This window comes from Geodermatophilus sp. CPCC 205761, assembly GCF_051383655.1.
GTDB lineage: Bacteria > Actinomycetota > Actinomycetes > Mycobacteriales > Geodermatophilaceae > Geodermatophilus.
The window spans coordinates 14,824-39,043 of record NZ_JALPKQ010000043.1 but is presented as its reverse complement, the minus strand read 5'-3'; the positions used below and the strand labels follow the sequence as shown (position 1 = coordinate 39,043).

Annotated in this window: 21 protein-coding genes and 3 pseudogenes; 9 read left to right on the top strand and 15 right to left on the bottom strand. The window is 71.5% G+C overall.

What is annotated here, in order from left to right; all coding sequences use genetic code 11:
• Positions 1-710 precede the first annotated feature (710 nt).
• The 5 genes from MY526_RS21455 to MY526_RS21435 all read right to left on the bottom strand — a co-directional run bounded on the left by MY526_RS21455 (position 711) and on the right by MY526_RS21435 (position 6,621).
• Positions 711-1,967, bottom strand: coding sequence for an NAD(P)/FAD-dependent oxidoreductase (locus tag MY526_RS21455; RefSeq protein ID WP_436695648.1), 1,257 nt, complete (start codon positions 1,965-1,967; stop codon positions 711-713).
• 746 nt (positions 1,968-2,713) lie between these two features.
• Entirely contained in the window at positions 2,714-3,130 is a 417-nt protein-coding gene (locus tag MY526_RS21450) for an ATP-binding protein (protein WP_436695647.1), read from the bottom strand.
• Positions 3,120-3,455, bottom strand: a complete 336-nt coding sequence (locus MY526_RS21445) for an STAS domain-containing protein (RefSeq protein WP_436695646.1) — start codon at positions 3,453-3,455, stop codon at positions 3,120-3,122. Before MY526_RS21445 ends, MY526_RS21450 begins: the two co-directional genes overlap by 11 nt.
• A complete protein-coding gene (locus MY526_RS21440; protein WP_436705023.1) occupies positions 3,452-5,440 on the bottom strand; it encodes a glycosyltransferase in 1,989 nt (662 codons plus the stop codon). Before MY526_RS21440 ends, MY526_RS21445 begins: the two co-directional genes overlap by 4 nt.
• Entirely contained in the window at positions 5,437-6,621 is a 1,185-nt protein-coding gene (locus MY526_RS21435; RefSeq protein ID WP_436705022.1) for a PP2C family protein-serine/threonine phosphatase, read from the bottom strand. The genes MY526_RS21440 and MY526_RS21435 overlap by 4 nt, the downstream gene beginning before the upstream one ends.
• A gap of 220 nt (positions 6,622-6,841) precedes the next feature.
• Between MY526_RS21435 and MY526_RS21430 the strand changes: the two genes are divergently transcribed.
• Positions 6,842-7,738, top strand: coding sequence for a glycoside hydrolase family 26 protein (locus MY526_RS21430; RefSeq protein WP_436705021.1), 897 nt, complete (start codon positions 6,842-6,844; stop codon positions 7,736-7,738).
• Positions 7,739-8,620: 882 nt separating this feature from the next.
• A complete protein-coding gene (locus MY526_RS21425) occupies positions 8,621-8,953 on the top strand; it encodes a response regulator transcription factor (protein ID WP_436705020.1) in 333 nt (110 codons plus the stop codon).
• A gap of 44 nt (positions 8,954-8,997) precedes the next feature.
• Here MY526_RS21425 and MY526_RS21420 read toward each other — a convergent pair whose 3' ends face one another.
• Positions 8,998-9,237 (bottom strand): hypothetical protein, encoded by a 240-nt coding sequence (locus MY526_RS21420; protein ID WP_436695641.1) that lies wholly within the window; start codon positions 9,235-9,237, stop codon positions 8,998-9,000.
• A gap of 646 nt (positions 9,238-9,883) precedes the next feature.
• On the opposite strand from MY526_RS21420, the gene MY526_RS21415 reads away from it, so the two are divergent.
• Both MY526_RS21415 and MY526_RS21410 read left to right on the top strand, forming a co-directional pair.
• Positions 9,884-11,023 (top strand): zinc-dependent alcohol dehydrogenase, encoded by a 1,140-nt coding sequence (locus tag MY526_RS21415; protein ID WP_436695640.1) that lies wholly within the window; start codon positions 9,884-9,886, stop codon positions 11,021-11,023.
• Positions 11,024-11,033: 10 nt separating this feature from the next.
• The gene (locus MY526_RS21410; protein ID WP_436705019.1) at positions 11,034-11,609 is read left to right on the top strand and encodes a hypothetical protein; all 576 of its coding nucleotides are present in this window, start codon (positions 11,034-11,036) and stop codon (positions 11,607-11,609) included.
• Between the two features lie 201 nt (positions 11,610-11,810).
• Here the strand turns inward: MY526_RS21410 and MY526_RS21405 are convergent, their stop codons facing one another.
• Positions 11,811-12,116, bottom strand: a complete 306-nt coding sequence (locus MY526_RS21405; RefSeq protein WP_436705018.1) for a hypothetical protein — start codon at positions 12,114-12,116, stop codon at positions 11,811-11,813.
• Positions 12,109-12,716 (bottom strand): annotated as a pseudogene (locus MY526_RS21400) (NAD-dependent epimerase/dehydratase family protein). Before MY526_RS21400 ends, MY526_RS21405 begins: the two are co-directional and overlap by 8 nt.
• Positions 12,717-13,050: 334 nt before the next feature.
• Between MY526_RS21400 and ppk2 the strand changes: the two are divergent.
• Positions 13,051-13,920: a polyphosphate kinase 2 gene (gene ppk2, locus MY526_RS21395; protein WP_436695637.1), complete on the top strand. Its 870-nt coding sequence runs from the start codon at positions 13,051-13,053 to the stop codon at positions 13,918-13,920.
• A 276-nt stretch (positions 13,921-14,196) separates the two neighbouring features.
• Here ppk2 and MY526_RS21390 read toward each other — a convergent pair.
• The 4 genes and pseudogenes from MY526_RS21390 to MY526_RS21375 form a co-directional block, all read right to left on the bottom strand.
• Positions 14,197-14,394, bottom strand: a pseudogene (locus MY526_RS21390) (tyrosine-type recombinase/integrase); the annotation flags it as partial.
• Positions 14,395-14,545: 151 nt separating this feature from the next.
• Positions 14,546-14,770, bottom strand: a pseudogene (locus MY526_RS21385) (tyrosine-type recombinase/integrase); the annotation flags it as partial.
• Positions 14,771-15,637: 867 nt separating this feature from the next.
• Positions 15,638-16,042, bottom strand: a complete 405-nt coding sequence (locus MY526_RS21380; protein ID WP_436705017.1) for a PaaI family thioesterase — start codon at positions 16,040-16,042, stop codon at positions 15,638-15,640.
• Positions 16,043-16,168: 126 nt separating this feature from the next.
• Positions 16,169-17,632, bottom strand: coding sequence for an MFS transporter (locus tag MY526_RS21375; RefSeq protein WP_436705016.1), 1,464 nt, complete (start codon positions 17,630-17,632; stop codon positions 16,169-16,171).
• Between the two features lie 97 nt (positions 17,633-17,729).
• On the opposite strand from MY526_RS21375, the gene MY526_RS21370 reads away from it, so the two are divergent.
• The 3 genes from MY526_RS21370 (at position 17,730) to MY526_RS21360 (ending at position 20,307) form a co-directional block, all read left to right on the top strand.
• Positions 17,730-18,173 carry a winged helix-turn-helix transcriptional regulator gene (locus MY526_RS21370; RefSeq protein WP_436705015.1) on the top strand — a complete coding sequence of 148 codons (444 nt, stop codon included), beginning with the start codon at positions 17,730-17,732 and terminating at the stop codon, positions 18,171-18,173.
• A 99-nt stretch (positions 18,174-18,272) separates the two neighbouring features.
• Entirely contained in the window at positions 18,273-19,253 is a 981-nt protein-coding gene (locus MY526_RS21365; protein WP_436705014.1) for an NADP-dependent oxidoreductase, read from the top strand.
• A gap of 340 nt (positions 19,254-19,593) precedes the next feature.
• Entirely contained in the window at positions 19,594-20,307 is a 714-nt protein-coding gene (locus MY526_RS21360; RefSeq protein WP_436695509.1) for an SDR family oxidoreductase, read from the top strand.
• Here the strand turns inward: MY526_RS21360 and MY526_RS21355 are convergent.
• Positions 20,277-20,921, bottom strand: a complete 645-nt coding sequence (locus MY526_RS21355) for a flavin reductase family protein (RefSeq protein WP_436705013.1) — start codon at positions 20,919-20,921, stop codon at positions 20,277-20,279. The two genes, MY526_RS21360 and MY526_RS21355, sit on opposite strands and share 31 nt — an antisense overlap.
• 187 nt (positions 20,922-21,108) lie before the next feature.
• Here MY526_RS21355 and MY526_RS21350 point away from each other — a divergent pair, with 187 nt between their 5' ends.
• Positions 21,109-21,270 carry a hypothetical protein gene (locus tag MY526_RS21350; RefSeq protein ID WP_436705012.1) on the top strand — a complete coding sequence of 54 codons (162 nt, stop codon included), beginning with the start codon at positions 21,109-21,111 and terminating at the stop codon, positions 21,268-21,270.
• Positions 21,271-21,788: 518 nt separating this feature from the next.
• Here MY526_RS21350 and MY526_RS21345 read toward each other — a convergent pair.
• Together MY526_RS21345 and MY526_RS21340 are read right to left on the bottom strand one after the other, a co-directional pair.
• Positions 21,789-22,694, bottom strand: a complete 906-nt coding sequence (locus MY526_RS21345; RefSeq protein WP_436695512.1) for a 3-hydroxybutyryl-CoA dehydrogenase — start codon at positions 22,692-22,694, stop codon at positions 21,789-21,791.
• A 275-nt stretch (positions 22,695-22,969) separates the two neighbouring features.
• The gene (locus tag MY526_RS21340; protein ID WP_436695513.1) at positions 22,970-24,154 is read right to left on the bottom strand and encodes a thiolase family protein; all 1,185 of its coding nucleotides are present in this window, start codon (positions 24,152-24,154) and stop codon (positions 22,970-22,972) included.
• Positions 24,155-24,220 lie beyond the last annotated feature (66 nt).

Sequence of the window (24,220 nt, the reverse complement as noted above, 5' to 3'; positions counted from 1 at the left end):
CGACACGGGATCCGACTCTGCCAGGTCGCGGGAGCACCGCGAGCTCGTCCGCGCACGTCCCGCGGTGGCAGCCCGGTCATCACCGTTCCCTAGCTCACCGGCACGCCCTTCAGGACCGACGTTCTGAGCGGCGGTGATGCAACTCTGTTGAGCCGTGTGCGTATCTGGCGTGTTGCCGCCCCTCGGACACTCGTAGCTGCGGGTCGTGGGCTTGAGTCCGTCGACTCGCCTGCCGATCACGGCCGTAACCGTGTGCGTATGTAGCGACTCCCCCCTCGGACACTTCGAAGTGGGATTTCTGCCCACCTGCTCGGGCCGGAGCCCGGCACTGCATCGATGGCCGTCACGGTCCCCGCCGAAGCGCCATCGGCAACCAGCCCTTCGCGATGCCGTCCGCGACCGCCTCCGAGGAGGCGGCGCTGCGACGCGTTCCGGGCGCGACTACCGAGCAGGCGGCGGCACGGACGGTCCGGGCAATGCCCACCGCCGCTCCCCGAAGCCCGCGGCCGCACGCCGGGCCCGGCCTCGCCGCCGTCCTCCAAGACCGCCTCCGTGCCGATCGCGTCGCTGCGCGCCTCATCCGTGTCGCCGTCCCCGGCGCCGCCCGGCCTGCCTGCCTCCTTCGCCGGGTTCGGGGCCCTGCCCCGCACGCCGACGGCGCCCGAGGCGAGGGGACCTCCCCCGTGCGCCCGCTACCGCCCGCAGGCCGATCAGCCGACCGCGACCGGGCCGTCCGGTTCCCGCGAACCCGTCGGCCGCTCGGCCGAGGCCAGGATGCGCGCGACGTTGTCCGGTGCGAAGAAGTTCGCCGGCGACTCCACCCCCGCGTTGACCCGCGCGAACTGGTTCATCGCCTCCTGGTTGCCGGAGGCGGCCGCGAGCAGGCGCTGGAGCTCGGGCGGCGGCGGCTCGAGGGACGCGAACTCCAGCGTGAACTCGTACATCGGCAGGACGCGCTCGTCCCGCCGGGAGTGGTACTCGCCAAGGGCGGCGTCGAACGGACGTCCGCCGGAGAGGGTCTCGTGCACCGCGGTGGCACACAGCTCCGCATCCAGGAAGGCGTCCTGGATGCCCTGTGCCGTGACGAAGTCCTTGTTGTAGCCGGCGTCGCCCACCAGGACCCAGCCGGGCCCGTAGGGCTTGCGGAAGTAGTTGGGCACGACGGCCCCGACGAGGCGGGCCTCGCGGGTGGCGACGCGGATCCGCTCGGCGAACGACGGGTCCAGCTCGAGCGTCTGCAAGTAGCTGCCCTCGAGGTCCTCCTTCCTGGCCTGGAACTCCCGATACGGCCACCCGGCGATGACCAGCGTCAGGTCGTCGTTCGTGGCCCACGCGGCGAAGGCGCGCTCCGGACGGTCGTACGCCTCCCAGCGGCCGTGCATCGGCAGGTCGCTCCAGTAGGAGTAGTAGCCGCACAACAGCGGCGAATGGTCGCGGTACTGCTCCGGCCGCACGGCCCGAGCCACGAACGAGTGCAGTCCGTCCGCGCCGACGACGACCTGGGCGTACTCGTCCACCGTGCGGCGGTCGTCCCTGCCGTGGCCGCGGACACCGACGACCGAACCGTCCTCGGTGAGCAACTTGTCGACCGTGAAGCCCTGCCGGACCTCGGCACCGGCCCCGGCCGCCGCCTCGACCAGCAGCTCGTCCAGCACGGTCCGCCGCGGGGCGTACGCAACCGGGGATTCTGGCGTTCCGGGCGCCCCGGCGAGGGCGAAGGACCCGAAGTCGAACGCGTAGGTGTCGATCGGCGGGCACCCCGAGGCGGCCACCCGGTCGAGCAGACCCCAGCGCCGCAGCGCCGCCACTCCCGGGGGATGGACCAGATGGGTGGAGACCGTGTCGCTGGGAAAGGTGGCCCGGTCGACGACCAGGACCCGGTGACCGTGGCGGGCCAGCAGCATCGCGGTAGTGGAGCCCGCACAGCGGGCTCCCACGACGATGACGTCATACGGGCGCTTGGTCATGTCGCACCGCCCCCGACGGGAGACCCGGCACCCGCGAAGGTAGAACGCTCCCGGGGGCGTGAACAGGGCATCAGGTCCCAGGCGAAGCGTGCCACCCGTGGCACGGGGAGGCCGGGTCCCGGTCGCGACCGGGGGCCCGCGCGGTGACCACGACGTCAGCCGGTGGCGACGACCCGGACCGCCCTTCGTCCGGCCCTCGCAGAGTCGCACGAGCTCGTCGAGGTGGCGCCGGGCGTTGGGGTGGTCGCGCATGGCCTGCACGTCGAAGGTCCGTCCCGTGGCGCGCCCATCGGGTGGACTGTCGTGACGACCGCGTCGGCGCCCTGGGTCACCTCGCGGGCGAGGCCCTCGTCGGCGACTCACCGACGAGCTCGGTGACTCCGTCGAGCCCAGGCGCGCTACCGGCGCAGCGGACGACGGCGCGCACCTGCGCCGACCGCTCGACGAGCGCCCGGCACACCGCGGTGCCCACCAGTCCGTTCGCACCGGTCACCACGACGACCGGGGTGGAATCTGGCTGCAGAGCGCGGGCTCGACCGCGCTGCCAGCGGGCATCAACGCTGCCGCAGACGCGGGCCACCGTGCGGTTCAGCGGGCAGGGCGCGCCGTGCGCCACCCGTCTCGACCGTCCCGATCGACGTGGACCTCGAGGTCCAGCGGGCCCCGACAACGCCGGCATTTCCACGTCGGCGAAGGACAGACGCTGAGTCCGGTGGCGCCGCCCGACGCCGCCGCGCCCGCCGACGTCACGCTCCGGCGCGTCGCCGGACCAGCCGCCAGTGGTTCGTCTCCTCCTCGCGCCGGTACTCGAGGTTGTCCACGCAACTGACGGCGAGCGCCAGCCCACGGCCGAACTCCGCGACCTCGTCCGGCATCCGGACCGTCGACAGGTCCACGTCCACCCGTTGCCCGGAGTCCTCGAACTCGGCCTCCAGCTGTCCGGGATCGACGCGGACCCGGACGGAGAACTCGCGGCCCTGTTCGTCGCCAGAGTGCGCGACGATGTTCCCGGCGACCTCGGTGACCGCGATCGCGAAGGACATGCGATCGGCAGGTTCGACGTCCGGGTGCGCGGCCCAGACGGCCTCCAGCAGGGTGTGGACCCGGTCCAGGGACGCCGGCTCGGGCGCCGCGGTCAGTGATGCCCCGGGCTCAGCTGCCACCGAGGGCCCCGCCGACGCTGTCGTACGGCCGCAGCACGCGGTCGAGGTTGGTCAGCTGCAGCACGGTGGCGACCTGTGGGGTCAGCGAGGCGATGCGCAGGTCCCCACCGGCCTGTCGGGCCGTCTTCAGCCCTCCGATCACGGCGCCGAGACCCGAACTGTCCATGAACTCGCAGTCGCTGAGGTCCAGCACGATGCGTGTCCGCCCAGCGTCCAGGGCATCGGCCACGGTCGACCGGAGCGCCGCTGCGTTGACCATGGTCAGCCGGCCGCGCAGTCGGATGACCGCCCCGTCCGTGTCCACGTCGGTGTCCAGGTCGATCACGTCGCTCGCTCCTCCACGCTCACCGGCCCGCGGTACCGCGCCGCCTCGATGACGACGCTCAGCACCACCAGGTCGTAGACCACCCACACCAGGTTCACCCACGTCCCTTGCGCCGTCGGCGCCAGACCCAACCCCAGCCGGATCAGCCCCACCACCGCCGCCGCCACGAGGACCACCATGGCGACGACCTGCGGGCGGATGAGCCGCCAGGGGATCCCGCCGCCCTGCTGGCGCTCCTTCGGCGTGACGACGAACCCGAGGCTCCGCCCGAAGAAGACGTTGCCCACGGCTGTCGTGCACGCCCGGATCCACAGCGGGAACAGGGCGAGGCTGTACTGCTGTCCCCGCCAGGTCTTGATCCCGTAGCCGACGACGGAGAAGAGCACCTGCGTGATGATCAGGTAGGGCAGCAGGCGGGCGAGGAACTCCCCGCCGAAGGTCTGGACCGGCCGGATCCCGAAGAACAGGTACAGCACCGGCGCGGCGATGTACACGACCGCGGCGAAGCCGGACAGGTAGCTCCACATGGTCGCGAAGTACATGAGCCGCTGGCCGAGGCTCAGTCCCGGCTGCGTCAGCGGGTTCTCCTTCAGCATCACCTGCAGGGTGCCCTGCGACCAGCGCAGCCGTTGGTGCAGCATCGAGCTCAGGTCCTCCGGTGCCAGGCCGCGCGCCAGCACCTCATGGTGGTACATGGTCCGCCAGCCGGCCCCGTGCAGACGCATGGCGGTGGCCATGTCCTCGGTGACCGAGATGGTGGCCATCGGCATCACCGGCTGAGCCTCCGCGACGAGGTCGACGTCGACCGCCCGGACCAGCGCCTTCACCGACTCCAGCGCGCCGAGGGGCGACCAGTCCCGCGCCGCCAGCCGCTGCAGTGCGACGTCGTCCACGATCACGGCGCCCAGTTCATCGTCGCTGGCGATCGGGAGGGCTTCGATCGCCGCGAGGTCCGCCCGGAGGGACTCGGCGTCCGCGGCCACCACGCCGCGTCCCGCCTCGTCCACCCGCTGCTGGAACCGATAGGTGACCTCGGACAACGGCTCGCCCTGCTTCAGTTCCGCCCGTGCCCGTCCGACCGCGGCGTCGACCTCGTCGAGTGCCCGGACGACCGCGGGGCTGTGCTCGGCCGCCGTCCTGCGGGCCTCCCGTACCACCCGGCCGGCGGCGTCCAGAGCCACCCGCACCGCGCGGCCCACCTCGCGCACGTACCCCACGACGCCGATCTGCATGAGCGCCTCGCGACGCAACACAGCGTTCGACCCGCAGAAGAACGCCGCGTTCCAGCCGTCCTTGCCCTGCTGGATCGGCCCGTAGAACAGCGGCGCCTGACTGCCGAGCGGATCGGAGTCGTCGACGTTCACGAACCACTGCGGGGTCTGGACCAACGCCACCTTCGGATCACGGAAGTACCCGAGGGTACGGTCCAGGATCGCCGGGTCGGGCACCTGGTCCGCGTCCAGGATCAGCAGGAACTCGCCGTCGGTGGCGAAGAGCGCGTTGTTCAGGTTGCCGGCCTTGGCGTGGCGGGGGCGATCTGCCCAGTCCGTGCTGCGGGTCAGGTAGCCGACCCCGGCGGCCTCGGCCGCCTGCCGCAGCTCGTCCCGGGCACCGTCGTCCAGCACCCACGTCCGGTGCGGACGGTCGATGGCCAGGGCGGCGCGAGCGGTGGCCATCACCAGGTCGATCGGCTCGTTGTAGGTCGTGATGAACACGTCGACGGTCGCCTCGACCGGCGGCGGCGGTTCGCCACGCTCGCGGAGCCGCCACATGGTGGTCCCGAAGAGGAACGCGTCGATCAGGCTGTAGGTCTCGGCGAGCACGAGCGGGACGGCGATCCACCAGTAGTTCCAGTTCACCGAGTCCAGCCAGCGCCACACCAGGTAGTTCGTCCCGGACACCAGCGTCAGGACGATCAGGACGCGGAGCAGGGTCCGGCGGCTCCAGAAGCCGGCCCGGGGTCCGTTCGGCCGATGACTGGTCACGCCGTCCGCCGGATCGCCACCGCGGTCACGTCGTCCCGGACGCCCACTCGTCGGGAGAGGACGGCGAACCGGTCGATCACGTGCTGGACGTCCACCCCGTCCCGGACGGCGGCGGCGACGCGGTCCAACGACGAGAGGGTCCCGTCGTAGAGGTCGAGCAGCCCGTCACTGAACACCAGCACCGAGTCCCCGGGCTGCAGCTGCACCACCTCCTCGGCCCAGTCGGCGTCGAGGAAGACACCGAGCGGCAGACCGCCGGACCGGGGGCGCCACACGCTGCCGTCGGCGCGCACCACCACCATGAGGCTGTGGCCCGCATCGGTGTAGCGCAGCAGGCCGGTGGCGGGTGACAGCCGGCCGTGCCAGACGGTGACGAGCGTGCTCGTCCGCTCCAGGTCCTCGTACAGGGTTGCGGCCGCCTCCCGCAGCGCCTGCGCCGTCCCGGCCGTCCGGACCGCCGAGCGGAAGACGGCTCGCACGCCGGCCGTGGTCAGGGCGGCGGCGAAGCCCTTCCCCATCACGTCGGCCACGGTCAGGGCCAGGTCGCCGTCGGGGAGCGCCTCCCAGTCGTAGAAGTCGCCGCCCACCGCGCGGGAGGGCAGGCACATACCGGCGACCTCGTGTCCGGGCAGCTCGGGCGACGTGCGCGGCAACAGCGCGCGCTGGGCCTCGGCGGCGTGCTCGAGCTCGGTGGAGTTGGCCAGCTCGTCCTCGACCCAGGCCGCGAGGTCCTGCAGCAGCTCACGCTCCGGCGCGCTGAGCCGTCGCGGCTGGTCGTCCAGCAGGCACAGTGCGCCGACCCGCTGTCCGCCGGGCGCCTGCAGCGGGTGCCCGGCGTAGAACCGGAGGTGGGACGGCCCGGCGACCAGGGGGTTGTCGGCGAACCGGTCGTCAGCGGTGGCGTCCTCGACGACGAGCGTGTCCGGTCGTCGGATCGTGTGGTCGCAGAACGCGTCCGCCCGCGCACCGTCCTCGAAGGTCAGGCCGGTGGCCTGCTGGGACTTGACGTGCTGCCGGTCCTCGTCGATCAACGTGATCGAGGCGTTGGCGACGCCGAACACCCGCTGGGCAAGCCGGGTGATGCGGTCGAAGCGTCGTTCCGGTCCGGTGTGGAGGACGTCCAGCTCCTCCAGGGCGCGAACTCGTGCGGCATCCTGGTCAGCCCCGGGCCGCGCGTGCACTGCTGTCGCTGGATCTGTCACCACCACGTCGATCGCCGGTCCTCCGTCGTGCCTCTGTCTCAGCGCGGGCTCCGAGATCTTCGTACACGGCGTGTCGCTGCGCTCGTCCAGCGGACCAGCGGGGACTGTGCTACGGCAGCCGGGGTGAGAGGCGGCCGATCTCGGCGTGGCATGCCCCGACCCGGCTCGCGCCCGCCGCGCTCTGGCATCCTGCCTGGCTGTGCTGCTGCTGGTGCCCACCTGCTCGACGCCGGAGCCGCTGGCGCTCGGGGTGGCGGCGGACGACGTCCGGGAGGTCGACGACTTCGCCCGGACGACCGGTGCCTCCGTGTCGCTGTACGAGTGGTACCGGGCCTGGGAGGGACAGGCGCCCTTCGACGCCGCCCGTGCCGAGGCCGCGGCGGCCCGCGGGGCGCTGCCGGTGCTGACCTGGGAGCCGTGGTCACCGGGAGCCGGGGTCGACCAGCCGGCGTACTCGCTGGCCCGCATCGCCGACGGCACGCACGACGCCTACATCGCCGCCTTCGCCCGACAGGTGCGCCAGTGGGGCGGCCGGCTGGGCATCCGCTTCCTGCACGAGTTGAACGCCACCCACTACCCCTGGGGTGCCGGCGTCAACGGCAACACGCCCGCTGGAGCGGTCGCGGCATGGCAGCACGTGCGCCGGGTGTTCGCGGCCGAGGGCGTGATGGACGCCGTCTGGATCTGGTGCGTGAACGTCCACGCCGACGGCACGGCTCCCTTCGCCGAGCTGTACCCCGGTGACGACGTCGTCGACTGGGTCGGGCTCGACGGCTACAACGGCGGCACGGCACTGCCCTGGGGAGGATGGCGGAGTCCGCGGGAGCTCTTCGGTAGGTCACTGACCGACCTCCACGCGCTGTCCGAGCGCCCCGTCGTCCTCACCGAGGTGGGCGCCGCCGAGCACGGTGGTTCCAAGGCGACCTGGATTCGCGAGCTGTTCGACCTGGCCGCGCAAGAAGACGTCCGTGGGTTGATCTGGTTCCAGTACGACAAGGAAGCCGACTGGCGCGTCCAGAGCACGCCCGCCTCCGCCGCCGCATTTCGCCGCGGGGTGGAGTTGCACGGGCAGTCGGGTCGTCCCCCTCGGAGTTGACCTCGGGCTGCGACGACCCTGCCGCCAGGGGGTCAGTTTTCAGGCGCCGCCGACAGTAGTGATACTGCTTCCCGCGGTATGACCACCTCGTCCGTGCCCCCCGTCGAGCAGTCGGCTCGGTCGTGGCCGGATCAGGTCCGCGACCGCTGAACTCTCTGGGAGCACGCATGCGCTCGCGTCAGGCAACCGAACTACTGCTGGCCGAGAGCGCCACCTCGGCCGGCACCACGTCCGAGCGCGCGCAGGCCCTGCTCGAGGTCCTCCGCGGGGTCGTCCCCTTCGACGGTGCATGGCTGGCGCTCGCCGACCCGCTGGGTCAGGGCTACCACTCCCTGGCGAGCGTCGGCCTGGACGTCCCGACCGTGGAGTTCCTCTCGGGACCGCTGATGGCGCGTGACATCGAGGTCACCGGCACCGACCGGGCACGTCCGCCCCTGAGCCCGTCGGACCTGCCCTATCCGGCCGAGGAGCTGTCGACCTGGGCCGAGTGCCTGATGCCGGCCGGCATCTACGAGGCGCTGGCCGTCGCCTTGTTCGCACCCGCGGGGCGGCACGTCGGCTTCCTGGCGCTGCTGTCCGGCGACCGGGAACCGCCCACCACTGCGGTACGCCGTCGCCTCACCTCGATGGCGCCGGTGCTCGCACGGGGCATCGACCCGATGCGCTCCCTCCTCACCGCCGCGCGGTTGGTCCGCGGGGCGACTGCCGGGACGGTTCTCCGCAGGGATGGACGGACGGAGCCGTTGCCGGGCCTGGACGGCGACCTGCTGCTCGCCGTCGGCTCCCCGATCCTGGCCGCAGCGTGCGCGCGGATCGCGGACGGGCAGGTGTACGCGTCCTTCCTGTGGCCACTGGGCGGCTCGCACGCCCCCCCGCGGCCACGTGCGGGTCACCGCCCTCGCCGCGCCCGACGACGTGCCGGCGGTCCTGTGTGGCGTGGTACTGCTGTCGCCGGTGTCCGACCTGCACGGGCTCACGCCACGCGAGCTGGAGGTGCTCGGCCTCTTGGTCGACGGGTACTCGAACCACGAGATCGCCCGGACGCTGGTCGTGGCCCCACGAACCGTCGCCGCACACCTCGAGCACCTGCTCGTGAAGCTCGGCGCGCCGACGAGGACGCTCGCGGCGGTGCGCGCCGAGCGGGAGGGTCTCTACGTCCCAGCAGTCTCCCGCTACTCCTCCGGAGAGCCGGGCCGCGGCGCGCTACGGTCCTGACGTCCGTGCGCTCGCGGCAGGAAGAGCGCCTGCCGTCGCGCCGTTCAGATGCGCGGGGCCAGCTCGTAGACAGGCCCCAGGTCGGTCCCGCTGGTGTCGGGCACCTCGTGCAGGATCTTGGGCTCGGTGTGCAGCAGACGGTGGACGGCGGACCGGGTGCGCTCCAGGTCCAGGCCGGTGCGGCGCGAGATGTCGTTCAGGTGCGGCGCGCTGGCTGCGTCTTCGAGTTCGGCCACGGCTCCGTAGACGGTGGCGTCGTCCCCGCTGAGGTCCTCGACTCGCATGCCGTTCTCCTCACCTTCCCGGTGCCACCGGTTCGCGGCGCCGCGGGCCGATGGTCCTCCAGCAAGCGTCTCGTCGACATCGGCAGGTCTCCGGATGGACGCCGTGGCGTCGGGCGCGGCAGTGTCGGACGACGCCCCACCGTTCTGCGCCTGGTCCTCCACCGTTCCCGGCCTGCCGCAGACCGGTGATCTGCACGAGCCTGCGGCCCGAGACGCCGGCGCCGGCTTCGCCACGTTCCGGCCCAGCCAGGCAGCAGGTCGGGGGCCATCGGCAGACTTGCCCATCTCGGGCCCCGTCGCCGGTGGTCCGTGGCGGGGCCACGCTCACTCGCTCGACCTCGACGGTCTGCACACCGGCGCAGTCGGCCACGGTGTCGGCCCACAGCATGGTGAGCACCTGGTGGGCAGGGAAGCACGGGCGAACCGGGGAGGACGGCGGCCTCGAGGCGTCCTGGGCTCATCTCCTCCCCGCTGTCGTCCGGCTGGACCACGACCCGGACGTCCGAGAGCACGACATTGCCGCGTATGGGCAGAACTGCCGATTTCCGCTGCCTCGAGTGGCCTGCCGCCGGCGGGTGACCAAGGCTCAGGGCACCGGTGAGGAGCGTCGGGACGAAGAGATCGGGAGGCCGACCGGATGCGTGCGATGACCTATCGAGGGCCCTACAAGGTGAGGGTCGAGGAGAAGGAACGGCCGGCCATCGAGCACCCGAACGACGCGATCGTACGGGTGACTCTCGCCGCGATCTGCGGCTCGGACCTGCACCTGTACCACGGGCTCATGCCGGACACCCGGATCGGCCACACCTTCGGGCACGAGTTCATCGGCGTCGTCGACGAGGTCGGCTCGTCGGTGCAGAACCTGCAGGTCGGCGACCGGGTCATGGTGCCCTTCAACATCTTCTGCGGCTCGTGCTGGTACTGCGCCCGCGGCCTGTACTCCAACTGCCACAACGTGAACCCGAACGCCACCGCTGTGGGCGGCATCTACGGCTACTCGCACACCACGGGCGGCTACGACGGCGGGCAGTCGCAGTTCGTCCGCGTCCCCTTCGCCGACGTCGGACCGGCGAAGATCCCGGACTGGATGGCCGACGAGGACGCCGTCCTGCTCACCGACGCCGTCCCGACCGGCTACTTCGGCGCGCAGCTCGGCGACATCGTCGAGGGTGACGTGGTCGTCGTGTTCGGCGCCGGTCCGGTCGGCCTGGTGGCGGCCCGGTCCGCCTGGCTCATGGGGGCCGGCCGCGTGATCGTCGTCGACCACCTCGAGTACCGGCTGGAGAAGGCCCGGACCTGGGCCCACGCCGAGACCTTCAACTTCACCGAGTACGGCGACATCGTGCTCGAGATGAAGAAGCAGACCGACTTCCTGGGCGCGGACGTCGCCATCGACGCGGTCGGCGCGGAGGCCGACGGGAACTTCCTGCAGCACGTGACGACGGCCAAGTTCAAGCTGCAGGGCGGGTCGCCGGTCGCGCTCAACTGGGCGATCGACTCCGTCCGCAAGGGCGCCACGATCTCCGTGGTGGGCGCCTACGGTCCCCTGTTCAGCGCCGTGAAGTTCGGCGACGCCATGAACAAGGGGCTCACCCTGCAGATGAACCAGTGCCCGGTGAAGCGGCAGTGGCCCCGCCTGTTCGAGCACGTGCGCAACGGCTATCTGAAGCCCAGCGAGCTGGTCACGCACCGGATCCCGCTCGACGACATCGCGGAGGGCTACCACATCTTCTCGGCCAAGCTCGACGACTGCATCAAGCCGCTCGTGATCCCGAGCGCCGCCTGAGGGAGAGACGATGACCTACACACCGCACAAGCCGCCGATCGCCGAGTCGCCCGATCAGTTGCGGGCGCGCATCCCCGGCTGGGGGGTGGACAGCGACCCGTCCGACCGGCCCTCCGTGCCGAAGCTCCAGTTCCAGAAGGACCTGACCGGCGCGCACTGGGAGTTCCCCGACCGCCAGCCCGAGAAGTGGCCACGGGAACGCTCGATCGAGCACAAGTTCCTCACGCCGGTCTTCGGCACGGCGCAGCCGCCGAAGGGGCTGTCCGGAGTCATCCGGAGGTTCTCCTACGCCCGCTACAGCGAGGGCCGGGCCGCGCACTGGCTCCTGCTCATGCTGGCCGACCGCGTGGACGCCGTCGAGGAGCACGTGAAGTCCTTCGCCACCCTGCGCCCGGACAACCCGATCACCCAGACCGGGATCAAGGCCGAGTTCACCCACCACGGGCTCTCGTCACGGATAGGACGCAAGCGCACCGACCTGGTGCACCAGCCCCTGGACCCCGTCATCGTGGCCGGTCCCTGGGTGGCTGCGGCGGGCGCCGCCGTCGTCGGCGGCAGAGCCCTGGTCCGGGCGCTCGTGCACTGACGTCGGCACCCCGGGGGGCGGTTTCCCTCCGTCCCCGGGCTGCGGCCGGCATTTGGGAGCCGGCAGAGGACAAGCCAACGACATCTGAGAGCCGTGTGCGTATGCAGCGTGTCGCCCTAGGACACCCCCTCGGACACAGACAGAAGGGCCTGCGGTCCGCGACCGCGCGCCTTTCGTCGCTCCTGGACCCGGTGTGGTCGGTCAGCTCCCGGCGGCCAGGCTGCTCCGCAGTTCGTCCATGGCCTGCGCGAGGCTCACCCGCGGCGCCCAGCCCCACGCCCGCGCGCGGTCGGTGAGCAGCCGGCCGGTCCAGGCCGGCTCATCGGTCCACTCCGGCGCGACACCCAACGCATCGATCACCGTGCCCAGGTAGTCCCGCCACGTCGCCAGCTTGCCCGCGACGATGACCGGAGTAGTGCCACCGGCCACCGGTCCTCGTTCCGCGTCGTCGGCGGTCGCGACGGTGCCCGCGGCGACGTCCGCGATCAAGGCCGCGAGGTCATCCACGCGCACCGGGCCCAGGTTTCCTCCGGGTTCGCCCGGCGCTCCCCCGCGCGGACCGCTGCGATCGCAACGTGTTCCAGACCGACGTATCGCCGACCCCCATGACCGCCGGCGGCCGAACCAGCACGGTTGTGAGCCCGCTCACCTGCACGAGCGCGGCGTCGGTGGCGTTCTTGGTGTCGGGGTAGGCGCCGCTCCCCTCGGCCAGGAGGACACCGTTCTCGGCCACGTCCCCGACGCCGGCCGAGCGGTCGTAGACACCGGTCGTGGACACGTGTACGAGCCGGGCGACGCCGGCATCCCGGGCAGCCCGGGCGAGGACCGGCGTCCCCTCGACGCCCACCCGGTGCTGCACGTCCCGGGACGCGCCCATCGGGTGGACGGTCGTGACCAGCGCGTCGGCGCCGTGGGTCACCGCACCGGCGAAGGACTCGTCGGCGAAGTCGCCGACATGTCGGTGACTCCGTCGAGCGCAGGCGCGCTGCCGGCACGGCGGACGACGGCGCGCACCTGAGCCGACCGCTCGACGAGCGCCCGGCACACCGCGCTGCCCACCAATCCGTTCGCACCGGTCACCACGACGATGGGAGACAGAGTGACCATGCTGCCCACACTGCCAGCGACCACACGACGGTGCCCGCTGCGCGGCACGTCTCGAGGTCGGCACCTCTGACCGCCCGGCGTTGATCCGGACCGACGGTCGGCCGTGGCAGAGATCCGCTCGGCCGAGCCACAGACGGCCGACGGCGAACCCGCTGCGGACGCCGTCTGTGTCGCCGCGCCGTACCCGCACCGGATCGCGTCTGCGCCAGGCCTCTCGGTCACGTGCCGGGTACGTCCGTCGGAAGTCATGACCATCCCGCGTGCGCGATGCAGGCCGGCGCGACGTCGAGCAGGCTCACCTGACGATGTTGTCCGCCGCGCGGGAGGAGACGAGATGTCCAAGAAGGGGAAGACCGAAGGCGCGGAACACGTCGTAGCCGCCGACGTGCCGAGTGGGGACGGAGACGGGCAAGTGGCTGCCGCGCTCCGGAAACGGATGGGCCGCAAGGAGTACGAGGCCGAGCTGGCGAAGCTGCAGAGCGGACTCGTCGCGATGCAGCAGTGGGTCAAGGCCAGCGGCGCGAAGATCTGCGTGGTCTTCGAAGGGCGTGACACCGCGGGCAAGGGCGGCACGATCAAACGGATCGTGGAGCGGGTCAGCCCTCGCGTCTTCCGTGTCGTGGCCCTGCCGGCTCCGACTGAGCGGGAGAAGTCGCAGATGTACCTCCAGCGATACGTGCCGCACTTCCCGGCTGCCGGCGAAGTGATCATCTTCGATCGCAGCTGGTACAACCGCGCCGGCGTCGAGAAGGTGATGGGCTTCTGCGCGCCCGAGCAGACGGCTCGATTCCTGGAGATGACTCCGGCCTTCGAGAAGGCAATGGTCGATTCCGGGATCATCCTGATCAAGTACTGGCTGGAGGTCAGTCCCGAGGAGCAGACCCGGCGGCTCGAGAGTCGTATCGACGACCCTCGCAAGGTTTGGAAGCTCTCGGACATGGACCTGCTGTCCTACAGCCGCTGGTTCGACTACTCCCGGGCCCGGGACGACATGTTCGCGGCCACCGACACGGCCTGGGCACCGTGGTTCGTCGCGTCGACCGACGACAAGAAGCGGGGACGCCTGAACATCATCAGCCACCTGCTCAGCCAGGTTCCGTACGAACCGATGCCGAAGGCGCACGTCACCCTGCCCAAGCGGCAGAAGCCCGGGCAGTACCGGCGACCGAACACCGCGCCCCGGTCCATCCCCACGCCGTTCTGAGCGGGCAGAGGGGTCCGGTCGGGGCGCCGATGACCCGCCTCGGACCCGGCACAGCCTTCGCTTCGTGCGATGTCGTATCGGGCGCCCCCTGCGGCTGACCACAGCAGGGCACCTCATCGGCATCCTTCAGCCACCAGCACGAGTCGTGTGCGTATGTAGCGTGTCGCCCCTCGGACACAGCATCGCCCCGGTGTTCCTCTAGGTCAGGGGCCGGGGCGCTTCCGATTTGGGGCCTCGAAGGCCCTCGTGACAACTGGGTGATACTGCGCGCCGGGATCAGCTCTCGAGCAGGGCGGCGAAGCGGTCCGCGGCCTCGCGGCCCATGCCGGGGTGCACGTGCTGGTAGACGGTGAGCGTGATGGTGGCGCTGGCGTGGCCGAGGCGCTCGGAGACGACCTCCACCGGCACGCCGTCGGCGAGCAGCAGGATGGCGTGGGTGTGCCGGAGGTCGTGCAGCCGGATCCTCGGCAGCTGCTCCTCCCCCCAGCGCCTTGCGGGCCCGGACGACCTGGTCGGCGAAGCGGCGGGAGAACCGCTCCGGGTGCCGGTGGGTGCCGTCGAGGGTGCCGAGCACCAGCGCCGAGTCGCGAACGAGGTCCAGGGCGAGTCCTCCGCGGACTGCCCGGTAGGCGCGCAGCGCGGCCACGGTGCCCGCGTCCAGGTCGACCACCCGGGACCGGCCGGTCTTGGTCGGCCCCTCGACGAGGCGCTCGCCGGCGCCCTTGTCCTTCACCACGCCGACGCTGCGGCGAACCGAGAGGCGGCCGGCGTCCAGGTCGACGTCGCGCCACCGCAGGGCCAGCGCCTCACCCCGGCGCATCCCGGTGGCCGCGAGCAGCCGCCAGCCCATGGCGAGGTCCGGGTCCTGCGCGTCGGCCCAGCGGAGGAACCGGGCGAGCTCCGGTGCGGTCCAGGCCTGCATCTCCGGCGGCCGGGCCTCCGAGGGGCTCGGGGCCGTGGACCGGTCGGTCGGGTTGACCGCGAGCCGCCCCTGCTTGACCGCATCGCCCAGGGCCGACCGCAGGATGGTGAACACGTACCGGACCGTCCGCGCCGACAGCCCGCCCTGACCGTCGGCCCGACCGGACGCCTCGAGCTTCCGCATCCAGGCGTCCACCGCGGAGCCGGTGAGCGACCGACTGCGCACCCAGATGGGGATCGATGTGCAGCCGGATGTTCTTCCGGTAGGACGACAGCGTAGCGGGGCTCAGCCGCTGGGTCTGGATCCACTCGGCCAGATAGGCGTCGAGGCGCTGCTTCGACGGCTCGACCCAGTCCCCCACCTCGGACTTCCTGATCTCCGCCCGCAGCGCCGCGGCGGCGTCCCTCCTCGTCCGAAAGCCACGCTTCAGGACCACGCGCCTCGTGCCGTCCTCCCGCGGAGCGGAGTACTTGATCAGGAAGCGCGGGCCGGCGTTGGTCGCGTACTCGCTGATGCTGCCCTCACCTGCCTGGCGTCGCCGTGGCTCGGGCACGCACGTACCTCCCGTCACCGGGCTCCTCGAGCGACCTGACCTCACGACACGCGGATTCCGGTCGGGTGGAATCCGGGGTCCTGGCGCCTCTGCCGACAGGTGCCATCGAAGGACCTGTTGCGTCGCCGCCCCGGGCTTCGCCGGTCGTGGGAGTCGAGTCCCACCCCGGCCTACTCCCGACCGAAAGCCTCCGGGTGCCGGAGCCGCAATCTGTGGAGGAACAGGGAGCGACGGTCGCCGCGTCACTCATCCCCGAGTGGGAAGACCAGGCAGGTGCTCGACGCGGTGGCGATCAACCTGCCGTCGCCGTCGCGCACCTCGCCGTCGGCGAAGGCGGCTCGACGTCCTGGTTTGGTGACCCGCCCGATCGCGGTCAGCTCGCCTCCACCATTCCGGACCGGGCGCAGACAGCTGACCTCGATCTCCAAGCTCGTGTAGCCCACGCCCGACGGCAGCGTGCTGTGCACCGCGCAACCGGCGACGGAGTCGAGCAGGGTGCAGACGAGCCCCCCGTGCACCACGCCGATCGGGTTGTACGCCGACTCGTCCGGCAGGCACCGGAACTCCACCGTCCCCTCGTCCACCGAGACCGCGGTCATGGCCATCAGGCCGCCGATCGGTGCCGGGGGCAGTCGGCCGTCGATCATCGCCTGCAGGTACTCCCGACCCGCTGAGACCGCGCATCGCGCGGGCGCCGATCATCGGGCCCCACCAGGTGACGGTCCTCGTCCGGAGTTCCCCCCAGCCGTCGGAGGGTGGGGTCTGCGGCGGTCTCATGCCGCCTCCTGCGGTCGGGGCTGCGGAAGCGCCGCGGCGACCGTGGCCGGTCGGCTGCGTCGAACCAGGACGGCGAGGCACACGGCCCCGGCGGCGACGAAGAAGGCGATGGTCAGGGCGATGCCGTGTCGGGAAGCGGTGAGGGGATCGGCAGCCGCCGCGGTGAGCGTGGCGACGAGCGCGGCCACGCCCAGCACCGTGCCGACCTGTCGGGCCATGTTCAGGATTCCGCTGCCGGTGCCCAGGTGCGCCGTCGGCAACCCGGCGCTACCGGCTCCCAGCAGGGAGGGGATGGCCAGCCCCACGCCGGCCCCGCCGAGCAGCTGCGCCGGCAGCAGGTGCGTCACATAGGCCGGTTCGGCCTGGATGAGCACCAGCCACACCACCTGGGCGACGGCGCCGACTCCGCAGCCCAGTGCGGCGACCCGCCCCACCCCGCCCAGCAGGGGGATCAACCGGGGCGCGACGAGCCGCGCGAACGGGAGCACCATGAGCGGCCCCGGGGCGATCGCCAACCCCGCCTGCAGTGGCGAGTAGCGCCAGACCTCGGTGAGGAACTCGACGGTGTTGAGGAGGAACGCGCCGAAGGCCGCGTAGTAGAGAACCGACGCCGCTGCTGAGCCGGAGAACGTCCGGGACCGGAACAGGCCCGGCTCCAGCACCGGCGCCGGGTGACGGAACGAGCCGACCACGACCGCTCCCGCGCACAGGACCGCCGCCAACAGCAGACCCCAGACCCTGGCCGACGCCCAGCCCCGGTCCGCCGTCTCGATCAGTGCCGCGGCGACGAGGCCGACGGCGAGCGCGAGGAACAGCGCGCCGAGCAGGTCGGGGCGGCGCCTCTGCGTCTCGTCCCGGCTCTCGGGCACCAGGCGGAGGGCGAGCAGGATCGCGACGACCCCCACCGGCAGGTTCACCCAGAACACCCAGCGCCAGCCGATCTCGACCAGGCCACCACCGATCACCGGCCCCAGAGCCGCACCCAGGGCACCGAGCGCCGACCAGGACCCGAGCGCGCGGGCGCGCTGCTGCTCCGGGACGACGGCCAGCAGCAGCGACAACGACGCGGGCACCATCACACCGGCACCGACCGCCTGCACCGTCCTGGCGGCCACGAGCCACTCCACCCCCGGGGCCAGGCCGCAGAGCAGCGACCCGACCGTGAACACGGCCAGCCCCACGACCAGGGCGCGCCGGCGCCCGACCCGGTCGGCCCACCGCCCGGCCGGGACCAGCACCGCCGCGAACACGATCGTGTACGCGTTGAGGATCCACGACAGCGAGCCCAGGCCGGCCCCCGGGTACTCCTGCCCGATGGAGGGGAACGCCAGGTTGACGATGAACAGGTCGAGGCTGGACATGAACACCGCGATGGCCAGCACCGCCACGACCGCCGCCGTCCCGCCCTTCGGCTCGGGTCCGGCGACCGCGGATGCGGGCGGCCTCTTGCCAAGCGCCATGGGTGGCCCCCAGGGGTCAGTTCGGATTCTGGACGCACGGTATCCCCGCCGGGGTGAGTTCGTCCAGATATCGGACTCACTGCGTTATGCTTGCGGCATGGCAGCACCGGCCGAACCCCGCGTCTGCTCCGTTGCGCGCACGCTCGACGTGGTGGGCGAGAAATGGGCACTACTGGCCGTGCGCGAGGTGTTCCTCGGCAACCGCCGCTTCGACGAGATGATCCGGAGCACCGGAGCACCGCGGGACACGCTGACCGCGCGGCTCCGCACGCTGGTCGACGCCGGCATCCTGCAGCGTCGCCAGTACAGCGACCACCCGCCGCGCTTCGAGTACCACCTCACCGCGGCCGGCCAGGACCTCTACCCGGTCATCCTGACCCTGCTGCGCTGGGGTGACGAGCACCTCGCCGGCTCCGACGGACCACCCCTGATCCTCGACCACCACTGCGGGCACCGCCTGATCCCGCAGGTCTCCTGCCAGGCCTGCGGAGAGGTGGTGGATCCCGCGGACACCGCCAGGCGATTCCCCACCAGCTCCTGACCGGCAGTCGCTCGCCGTCCTCGGCTCCGCCGGTGGGTGGTTCACAGCCCAGCGACAACCAGGGGGCCCGAAGAGGCAGGAACACAGATGAGGGCATTTGTGGTGACCAAGTACGGCGAGGACGGGCTCCAACTCGCCGACGTGCCCACCCCCAGCCTCGGGAGCAATGACGTCCTCGTCGAGGTCCGCGCGGCGAGTATCAACCCGCTGGACAAGATGGTCCGCAATGGTGAGTTCAAGAGGCTTCTGAAGTACGAGCTCCCTTTCCCGCTCGGTCACGACGTCGCCGGTGTCGTCAGGAGAGTGGGCGAACGCGTGGTGGAGTTCAAAGTCGGTGACGAGATCTACTCCCGGCCCCGGGACCTGCGCATCGGCACGTTCGCCGAGTTCATCGCCATCGATCAGGCTGACGTCGCACTCAAGCCCACGTCGCTGCCGTTCGAGCAGGCAGCCGCCGTGCCGCTGGTCGCGCTCGCCGCGTGGCAGGCACTCGTCGACGTGGCCAGGGTGCAGCCGGGCCAGAAGGTGCTCATCCACGCGGGTGCCGGCGGCCTCGGCTCGACGGTCGTGCAGGTCGCCAAGCACCTCGGCGCCTACGTGGCGACCACCGCAGGCACCAAGGACGTCGACAAGGTCCACGACCTCGGCGCCGACGAGGTCATCGACTACACACAGCAGAACTTCGCCGATGTCCTGGCCGGTTACGACGTCGTACTCGACTCGCTCGGCGGGACCAACGTGGAGAAGTCCCTGACCGTGTTGAGGCGGGGTGGACTCGCGATCAGCGTCGTCGGCCCGCCCGACCCCTCCTTCGCGGCGCAGCTCGGTCAGCCCATCCTGGCCCCGGTGATGGCCCTGATGAGCCGCAAGGTACGCAAGCAGGCGAAGAAGCTCGGGGTCCGCTACTCGTTCCTCTTCATGGAGGCGAGCGGATCCCAGCTCAAGCAGTTGGCGGCGCTCTACGACAACGGCGTGCTGCGGCCCGTACTCGACCGCACGTTCTCGTTCGAGGAGACACTCGACGCGATGGCGTACGTCGAACAGGGCCGCGCCAACGGCAAGATCGTCGTCACGCGTTGAGCGAGGGCAACTCGCCCGGGAGCGCTGACACCGTCCCGACCGTGAGCATCGAGTGCGCTGGACGAGCTTCGCCCACCGCGCAGTCGGGACCGGCGTCGGAGTGCCCGTTGTGTTTCTGCCGCCGATCCCGGGACCGGACGTTCATGGCGGGTCGGTGGAGAACGGTCCCGGTTGGTGGTCGAGGGCCCCAAGGAGTGCGGAGGAGTTCGGCGCCGGGGGGTTGACCTACGCCTCTCCCCCGCTACACCGCTCGCCACGGCTGGATCGACTGCTCGCTCGCCGAACTGGACCACGGACACAGCCTCGTGCACAGCCCCGACCCGCACAGGAAGAGCGCGACATGCCCTCACTGAATGAAGCCGTGGTCCTCGTCACTGGAGCCAACGGCGGCATCGGAACCCACTTCGTCCACGAGGCCCTGGCTCGTGGCGCCGCGAAGGTCTACGCCACCGCCCGTAGTCCCCGCACGTGGGACGACGATCGCATCGTGCCGCTGCCACTGGACGTCACGAGCCCCGCGTCCATACAGGCCGCTGTCGCGGCTGCCCCGGACGTGACGGTTCTGATCAACAACGCGGGCGTCTCCACGTCCAGCGCCCGAATCCTCACCCAGACCGACGAGGAGATCCGCACCAGCGTTGAGACCAACTTCCTCGGCCCGCTGTTCCTGGCCCGCGCCTTCGCCCCGATCCTGACGAGCAACGACGAGTCGACCCTCGTCCACGTGCACTCGCTCCTGAGCTGGTACGCCGTCGCAGGGATCTACAGCGCCACCAAGGCGGCGCTGTGGTCGGCGACCAACTCGCTGCGCCTGGAACTCGCCCCGCACGGCGTGCACGTGGTCGGCGTCCACGTCGGCTACGTCGACACTCCCATGGCGGCGCACGCGCCCCAGCCGAAGACGCAGCCTGCTGACCTCGTGCGCACCGTCTTCGACGCAGTCGAAGCCGGACGGTACGAGGTCCTCGCCGACGAAGGCTCCGTTCGGGCCAAGGCCGGACTCAGCCTCCCCGTCGAAACGGTCTACCCCCAGTTGAAGGACACGAGGGCCTGACCCGACTTGTCTTGCAGTCCGCGCATCGCTTGCCGCGAGCGAGGTTGCGATGTCCGCAGTTGTCGCAGTTCCAACGCTCGGCGGCCGGGTCGGCCCGCTGCGGTGGGAGCTGTCGACTCAGGTCCGGCGCATCGAGCCGGCGGGGCCAATGGCCCCGAGGTAGACGCTGCGGCTCCCAGGTCAAGGACCAGTCGGGGGCAATGGGCCCGGGACACACAGATCATCATCGTGTCGTTCGCGGCGCGCTCCTCGGCCGTGAGGATCGAGTCCCGGTGGTCGACCTCCCCCGCGAGGACGTCGGTCTCGCAGGTGCCGCACGTGCCTTCCGCGCACGAGGACATCACGGCCACGCCGGCGTCCTCGACGGCCTGGAGCACGCTCGTGCCTGGCGGGACGACGACGGTCGTGCCGGTCTGGGCGAGCTCCACCTCGAACGAGGTCTGCCGCACCGGCGCCTCGAGCGCCTTGGGCGCGAAGCGCTCCACGCGCAGGCTCCCGGCGGGCCAGGCGGCGCAGTGCTGCTCGACGGCTGCCAGCAGCGGCTCGGGACCGCAGCAGTAGACGAGGGTGTCCTCGAGCGGCGTCCCCAGGAGCCCGGGGAGCTCGTAGGCCATCGCCTTCTTCGTCGCGGCCGGGGTCGTGTGTGTCGCCGTTCTAGCCCGGCGCCTCCGACCGGCGGCCGCCGTTGCCGCGACGCTTCCGCAGCTCCGACCGCAGGAAACGGCATGAGACCGGACGAAGACTCACCCCCCCCGACGGCTGGGGCGAATCCCGGTCGAGACCGTCACCTGGTGGGACCCGATGATCGGCGCCCGCGCGATGCACGACCTCAGTGGCCGCGAGTACCTGCAGGCGATGATCGACGGCCGGCTGCCCCCAGCACCCATCGGCGGACTGATGGCCATGACCGCGGTCTCAGTGGGCGAGGGGACCGTGGAGTTCCGGTGCCAGCCGGACGGGTGATCTGCAGCGCGACCCCGTGCGCGCGGCCGAACGCGATGCCCGGCTGCTGGCCGAACAGGGCGGCGCGGTCAAGACCGTCATGCGCCAGGATCTGATACCGGGATTGACGGGTGGACTGATCGATGTCACCAGCCCGCAGGCCGGTGCCATCTTGCCGCAGCCTTTGGTGCACGCGGGCCGTCTCGCCGGCAGGCTGGACGATGTGACAGGCGCGGCCGTGCGCGCCGTTGCGGTGGGATCGTTGACGTCGACCGAGCGATCAACACTGCTCGACGCCCTGCTGCCGCTCGGCGGCGTGCTGGTGCAACTGGGCGAGCCCGCCAGCGTGCGGGAGGGGCAGCTGATCAACGCGGTGACCCCGGCCGGTTGGAGCGCCTCAGGAGGACTCTGGTCAGATCACCGCAGCCAACGGGCCGACTTGGACACCGCCCCTGAGTACGTTGCGGGCGACGCTCCGGGCGGGGTTGTCCATCCTCTTGTGTGGGTTGCCGCAGCCGGATCGTGCACCTCAGTCCGGCTCAGGTGCGGTACTCGAAGAACCCTCGCCCGCTCTTGCGCCCCAAGAGCCCGGCCTCGACCATCCGGGAGAGCAGGGGCGGTGGTGAGAACAGCGGCTCACGGAACTCGCGGTACATGGACACCGCCACGGACGCGACGGTGTCCAGCCCGATGAAGTCACACAACCGCAGCGGCCCCATGGGATGGGCACATCCACGCACCATGCCGGCGTCGATGTCGTCTGCGGTGGCGAACCCCGAATCGACCATCCGGATCGCTGACAGGAGGTACGGCACGAGCAGCGCGTTGACGATGAACCCGGCCCGGTCCTGGGATCGGATCACGATCTTGCCCAGCTCCCCCGCGAGCGCGGTGACCCGGTCGATCACGTCCGCCGCGGTCAGCAGGGACGGCACGACCTCCACCAGCGGCATGACCGGCACAGGGTTGAAGAAGTGCAGCCCCACAACGTGACTGGGCCGCCCGGTGACCGATCCCAGCCTCGTGATCGGCACGGAGGACGTGTTGGACGCGAAGACGGCCCGCTCGCTTGTCACGACCCGATCAAGGCGACGGAACAGCGAGGTCTTCACATCCTCGTTCTCGCTGGCCGCCTCGACGACCAGGTCGGCACCAGAGAGCGCATCGAGGTCGTTCTCCACGCTGACGCGAGAGCGCGTGCGGCCGGCGGCCTCCGGGTCGAGCTTGCCCGCTGCCACGGCACGATCGAGGGATGCCTCGATGCGCCCCAGCCCGACCTGTGCCGCACGTGCGTCCACCTCGGTGACCACGACCCGGCGGCCAGACCCGGCGAAGATCTCGGCAATGCCCGATCCCATCAGGCCACACCCGACGACGCCCACCGTGGCGATGGGCCAGGCGCCCTCCGTCGTGGGCTGCCCGACGGGCTGCGCGGCCACCGTCATGCCGGCCTCCGGAGACTCGTCGACAGCCGGAGGCAACGCACCGGAATCCGCGATCCCAAGGTGGCCCCCTCGAGGCCGGAGGTGCCGTCGCCGGTGTAGTGCGCCTCCACGTCCTGGAGGTCATGGACGCGGATGCCCGTGTGTGTCGACTGCGGGCGGGTCCTGCTTGCGATGGTCACCGGGAGCTCCTCTGCGAAAGGTGGGAGGGACGACGGGCGTGCGACGGGCCATGTGGCCCCCGCCGATCGGCCAGTGCCCCGACCGCTGAAGGGCGGTCAGGCAACTCGGCGGACGAGCGCGGCCAGCGCCTGGCCGCCACCGATGCACATCGACACGACGCCGAGCTCGAGGTCGCGGCGCAGCAGGTCCTGCACCACCCGCAGGGTCAGGATCGCCCCGGTGGCGCCGACCGGGTGGCCTAGGGCGATGGCCCCGCCGTAGGGGTTGGTGCGCTCGGGGTCCAGACCGGCGTCCCGGATGCAGGCGACGGCCTGCGCCGCGAAGGCCTCGTTGAGCTCCACGGTGCCGATGTCGGCCGGGGTGGTCCCGGTCTGCTCGAACAGCGCCCGCAGCGCCAGCACCGGGGCGTAACCCATCAGCTCCGGCTCCAGCGCGGCGGTGGTCACCGCCTCCAGCGCGACCAGCCCGGTCGCCCCCCGCTCCCGGGCGACCTCCTCGGTGGTCAGCACCAGGGCGGCGGCGCCGTCGTTGATGCCCGAGGAGTTGCCCGCCGTCACCGTGCCGCCCTTCTCGAACGCCGGCCGCAGCGCGGCCAGCGCCTCGGCGGTGGTGCCGGGCTTGGGGTGCTCGTCGGCCGCGACGGTCGTCGGCCGGCGCCCGCCGGTGGTCACCGGCACGATCTCCTCGTCGAAGGCGGCCTTCGCCTCGACGGTGGCGGCCCGGCGCTGGGACTCCAGCGCGAACTCGTCCTGCTCGGCGCGGCTGACGCCGTACCTCTCCGCGACCCGCTCGGCGGTCACGCCCATGTGCACCTCGGAGAACGGGTCGGTGAGCATCATGACCGTGCCGTCGACCAGGGTCCGGTCCCCCAGCCGCCAGCCGGTGCGCGCGCCGAAGTCGTAGAACGGCATCCGCGACATCGACTCGTCCCCGCCGGCCACGGCGATGCCGGCCGCGCCCCAGCGGAGCTGCATCGCCGCCGACCACACCGCCTGCAGGCCGGAGCCGCACAGCCGGTTGACGGAGTGCGCCGGTGTCCGGGTCGGCAGCCCGGCGGCCAGCGCGACCCGCCGGGCGTTGTAGGCGTCCGCGCCGACCTGGCCGATGCAGCCCATGACGACCTCGTCGACGTCATCGGGGGCCACCGACGTGCGCTCCAGCGCCGCCCGGGTGGCCGCCGCACCCAGCTCGTGCGCCGGTACCTCCTTCAGCGCGCCGCCGAAGCTGCCCACCGGTGTCCGGGCACCGCCCAGGATCACGATCCTCGAGCGCTCCGACATCGTGGTGTCCTCTCTCCTGAGTTGATCGAAGGTGTGGCTGGAGCCGACGCGGCCCGTGACCTGCCG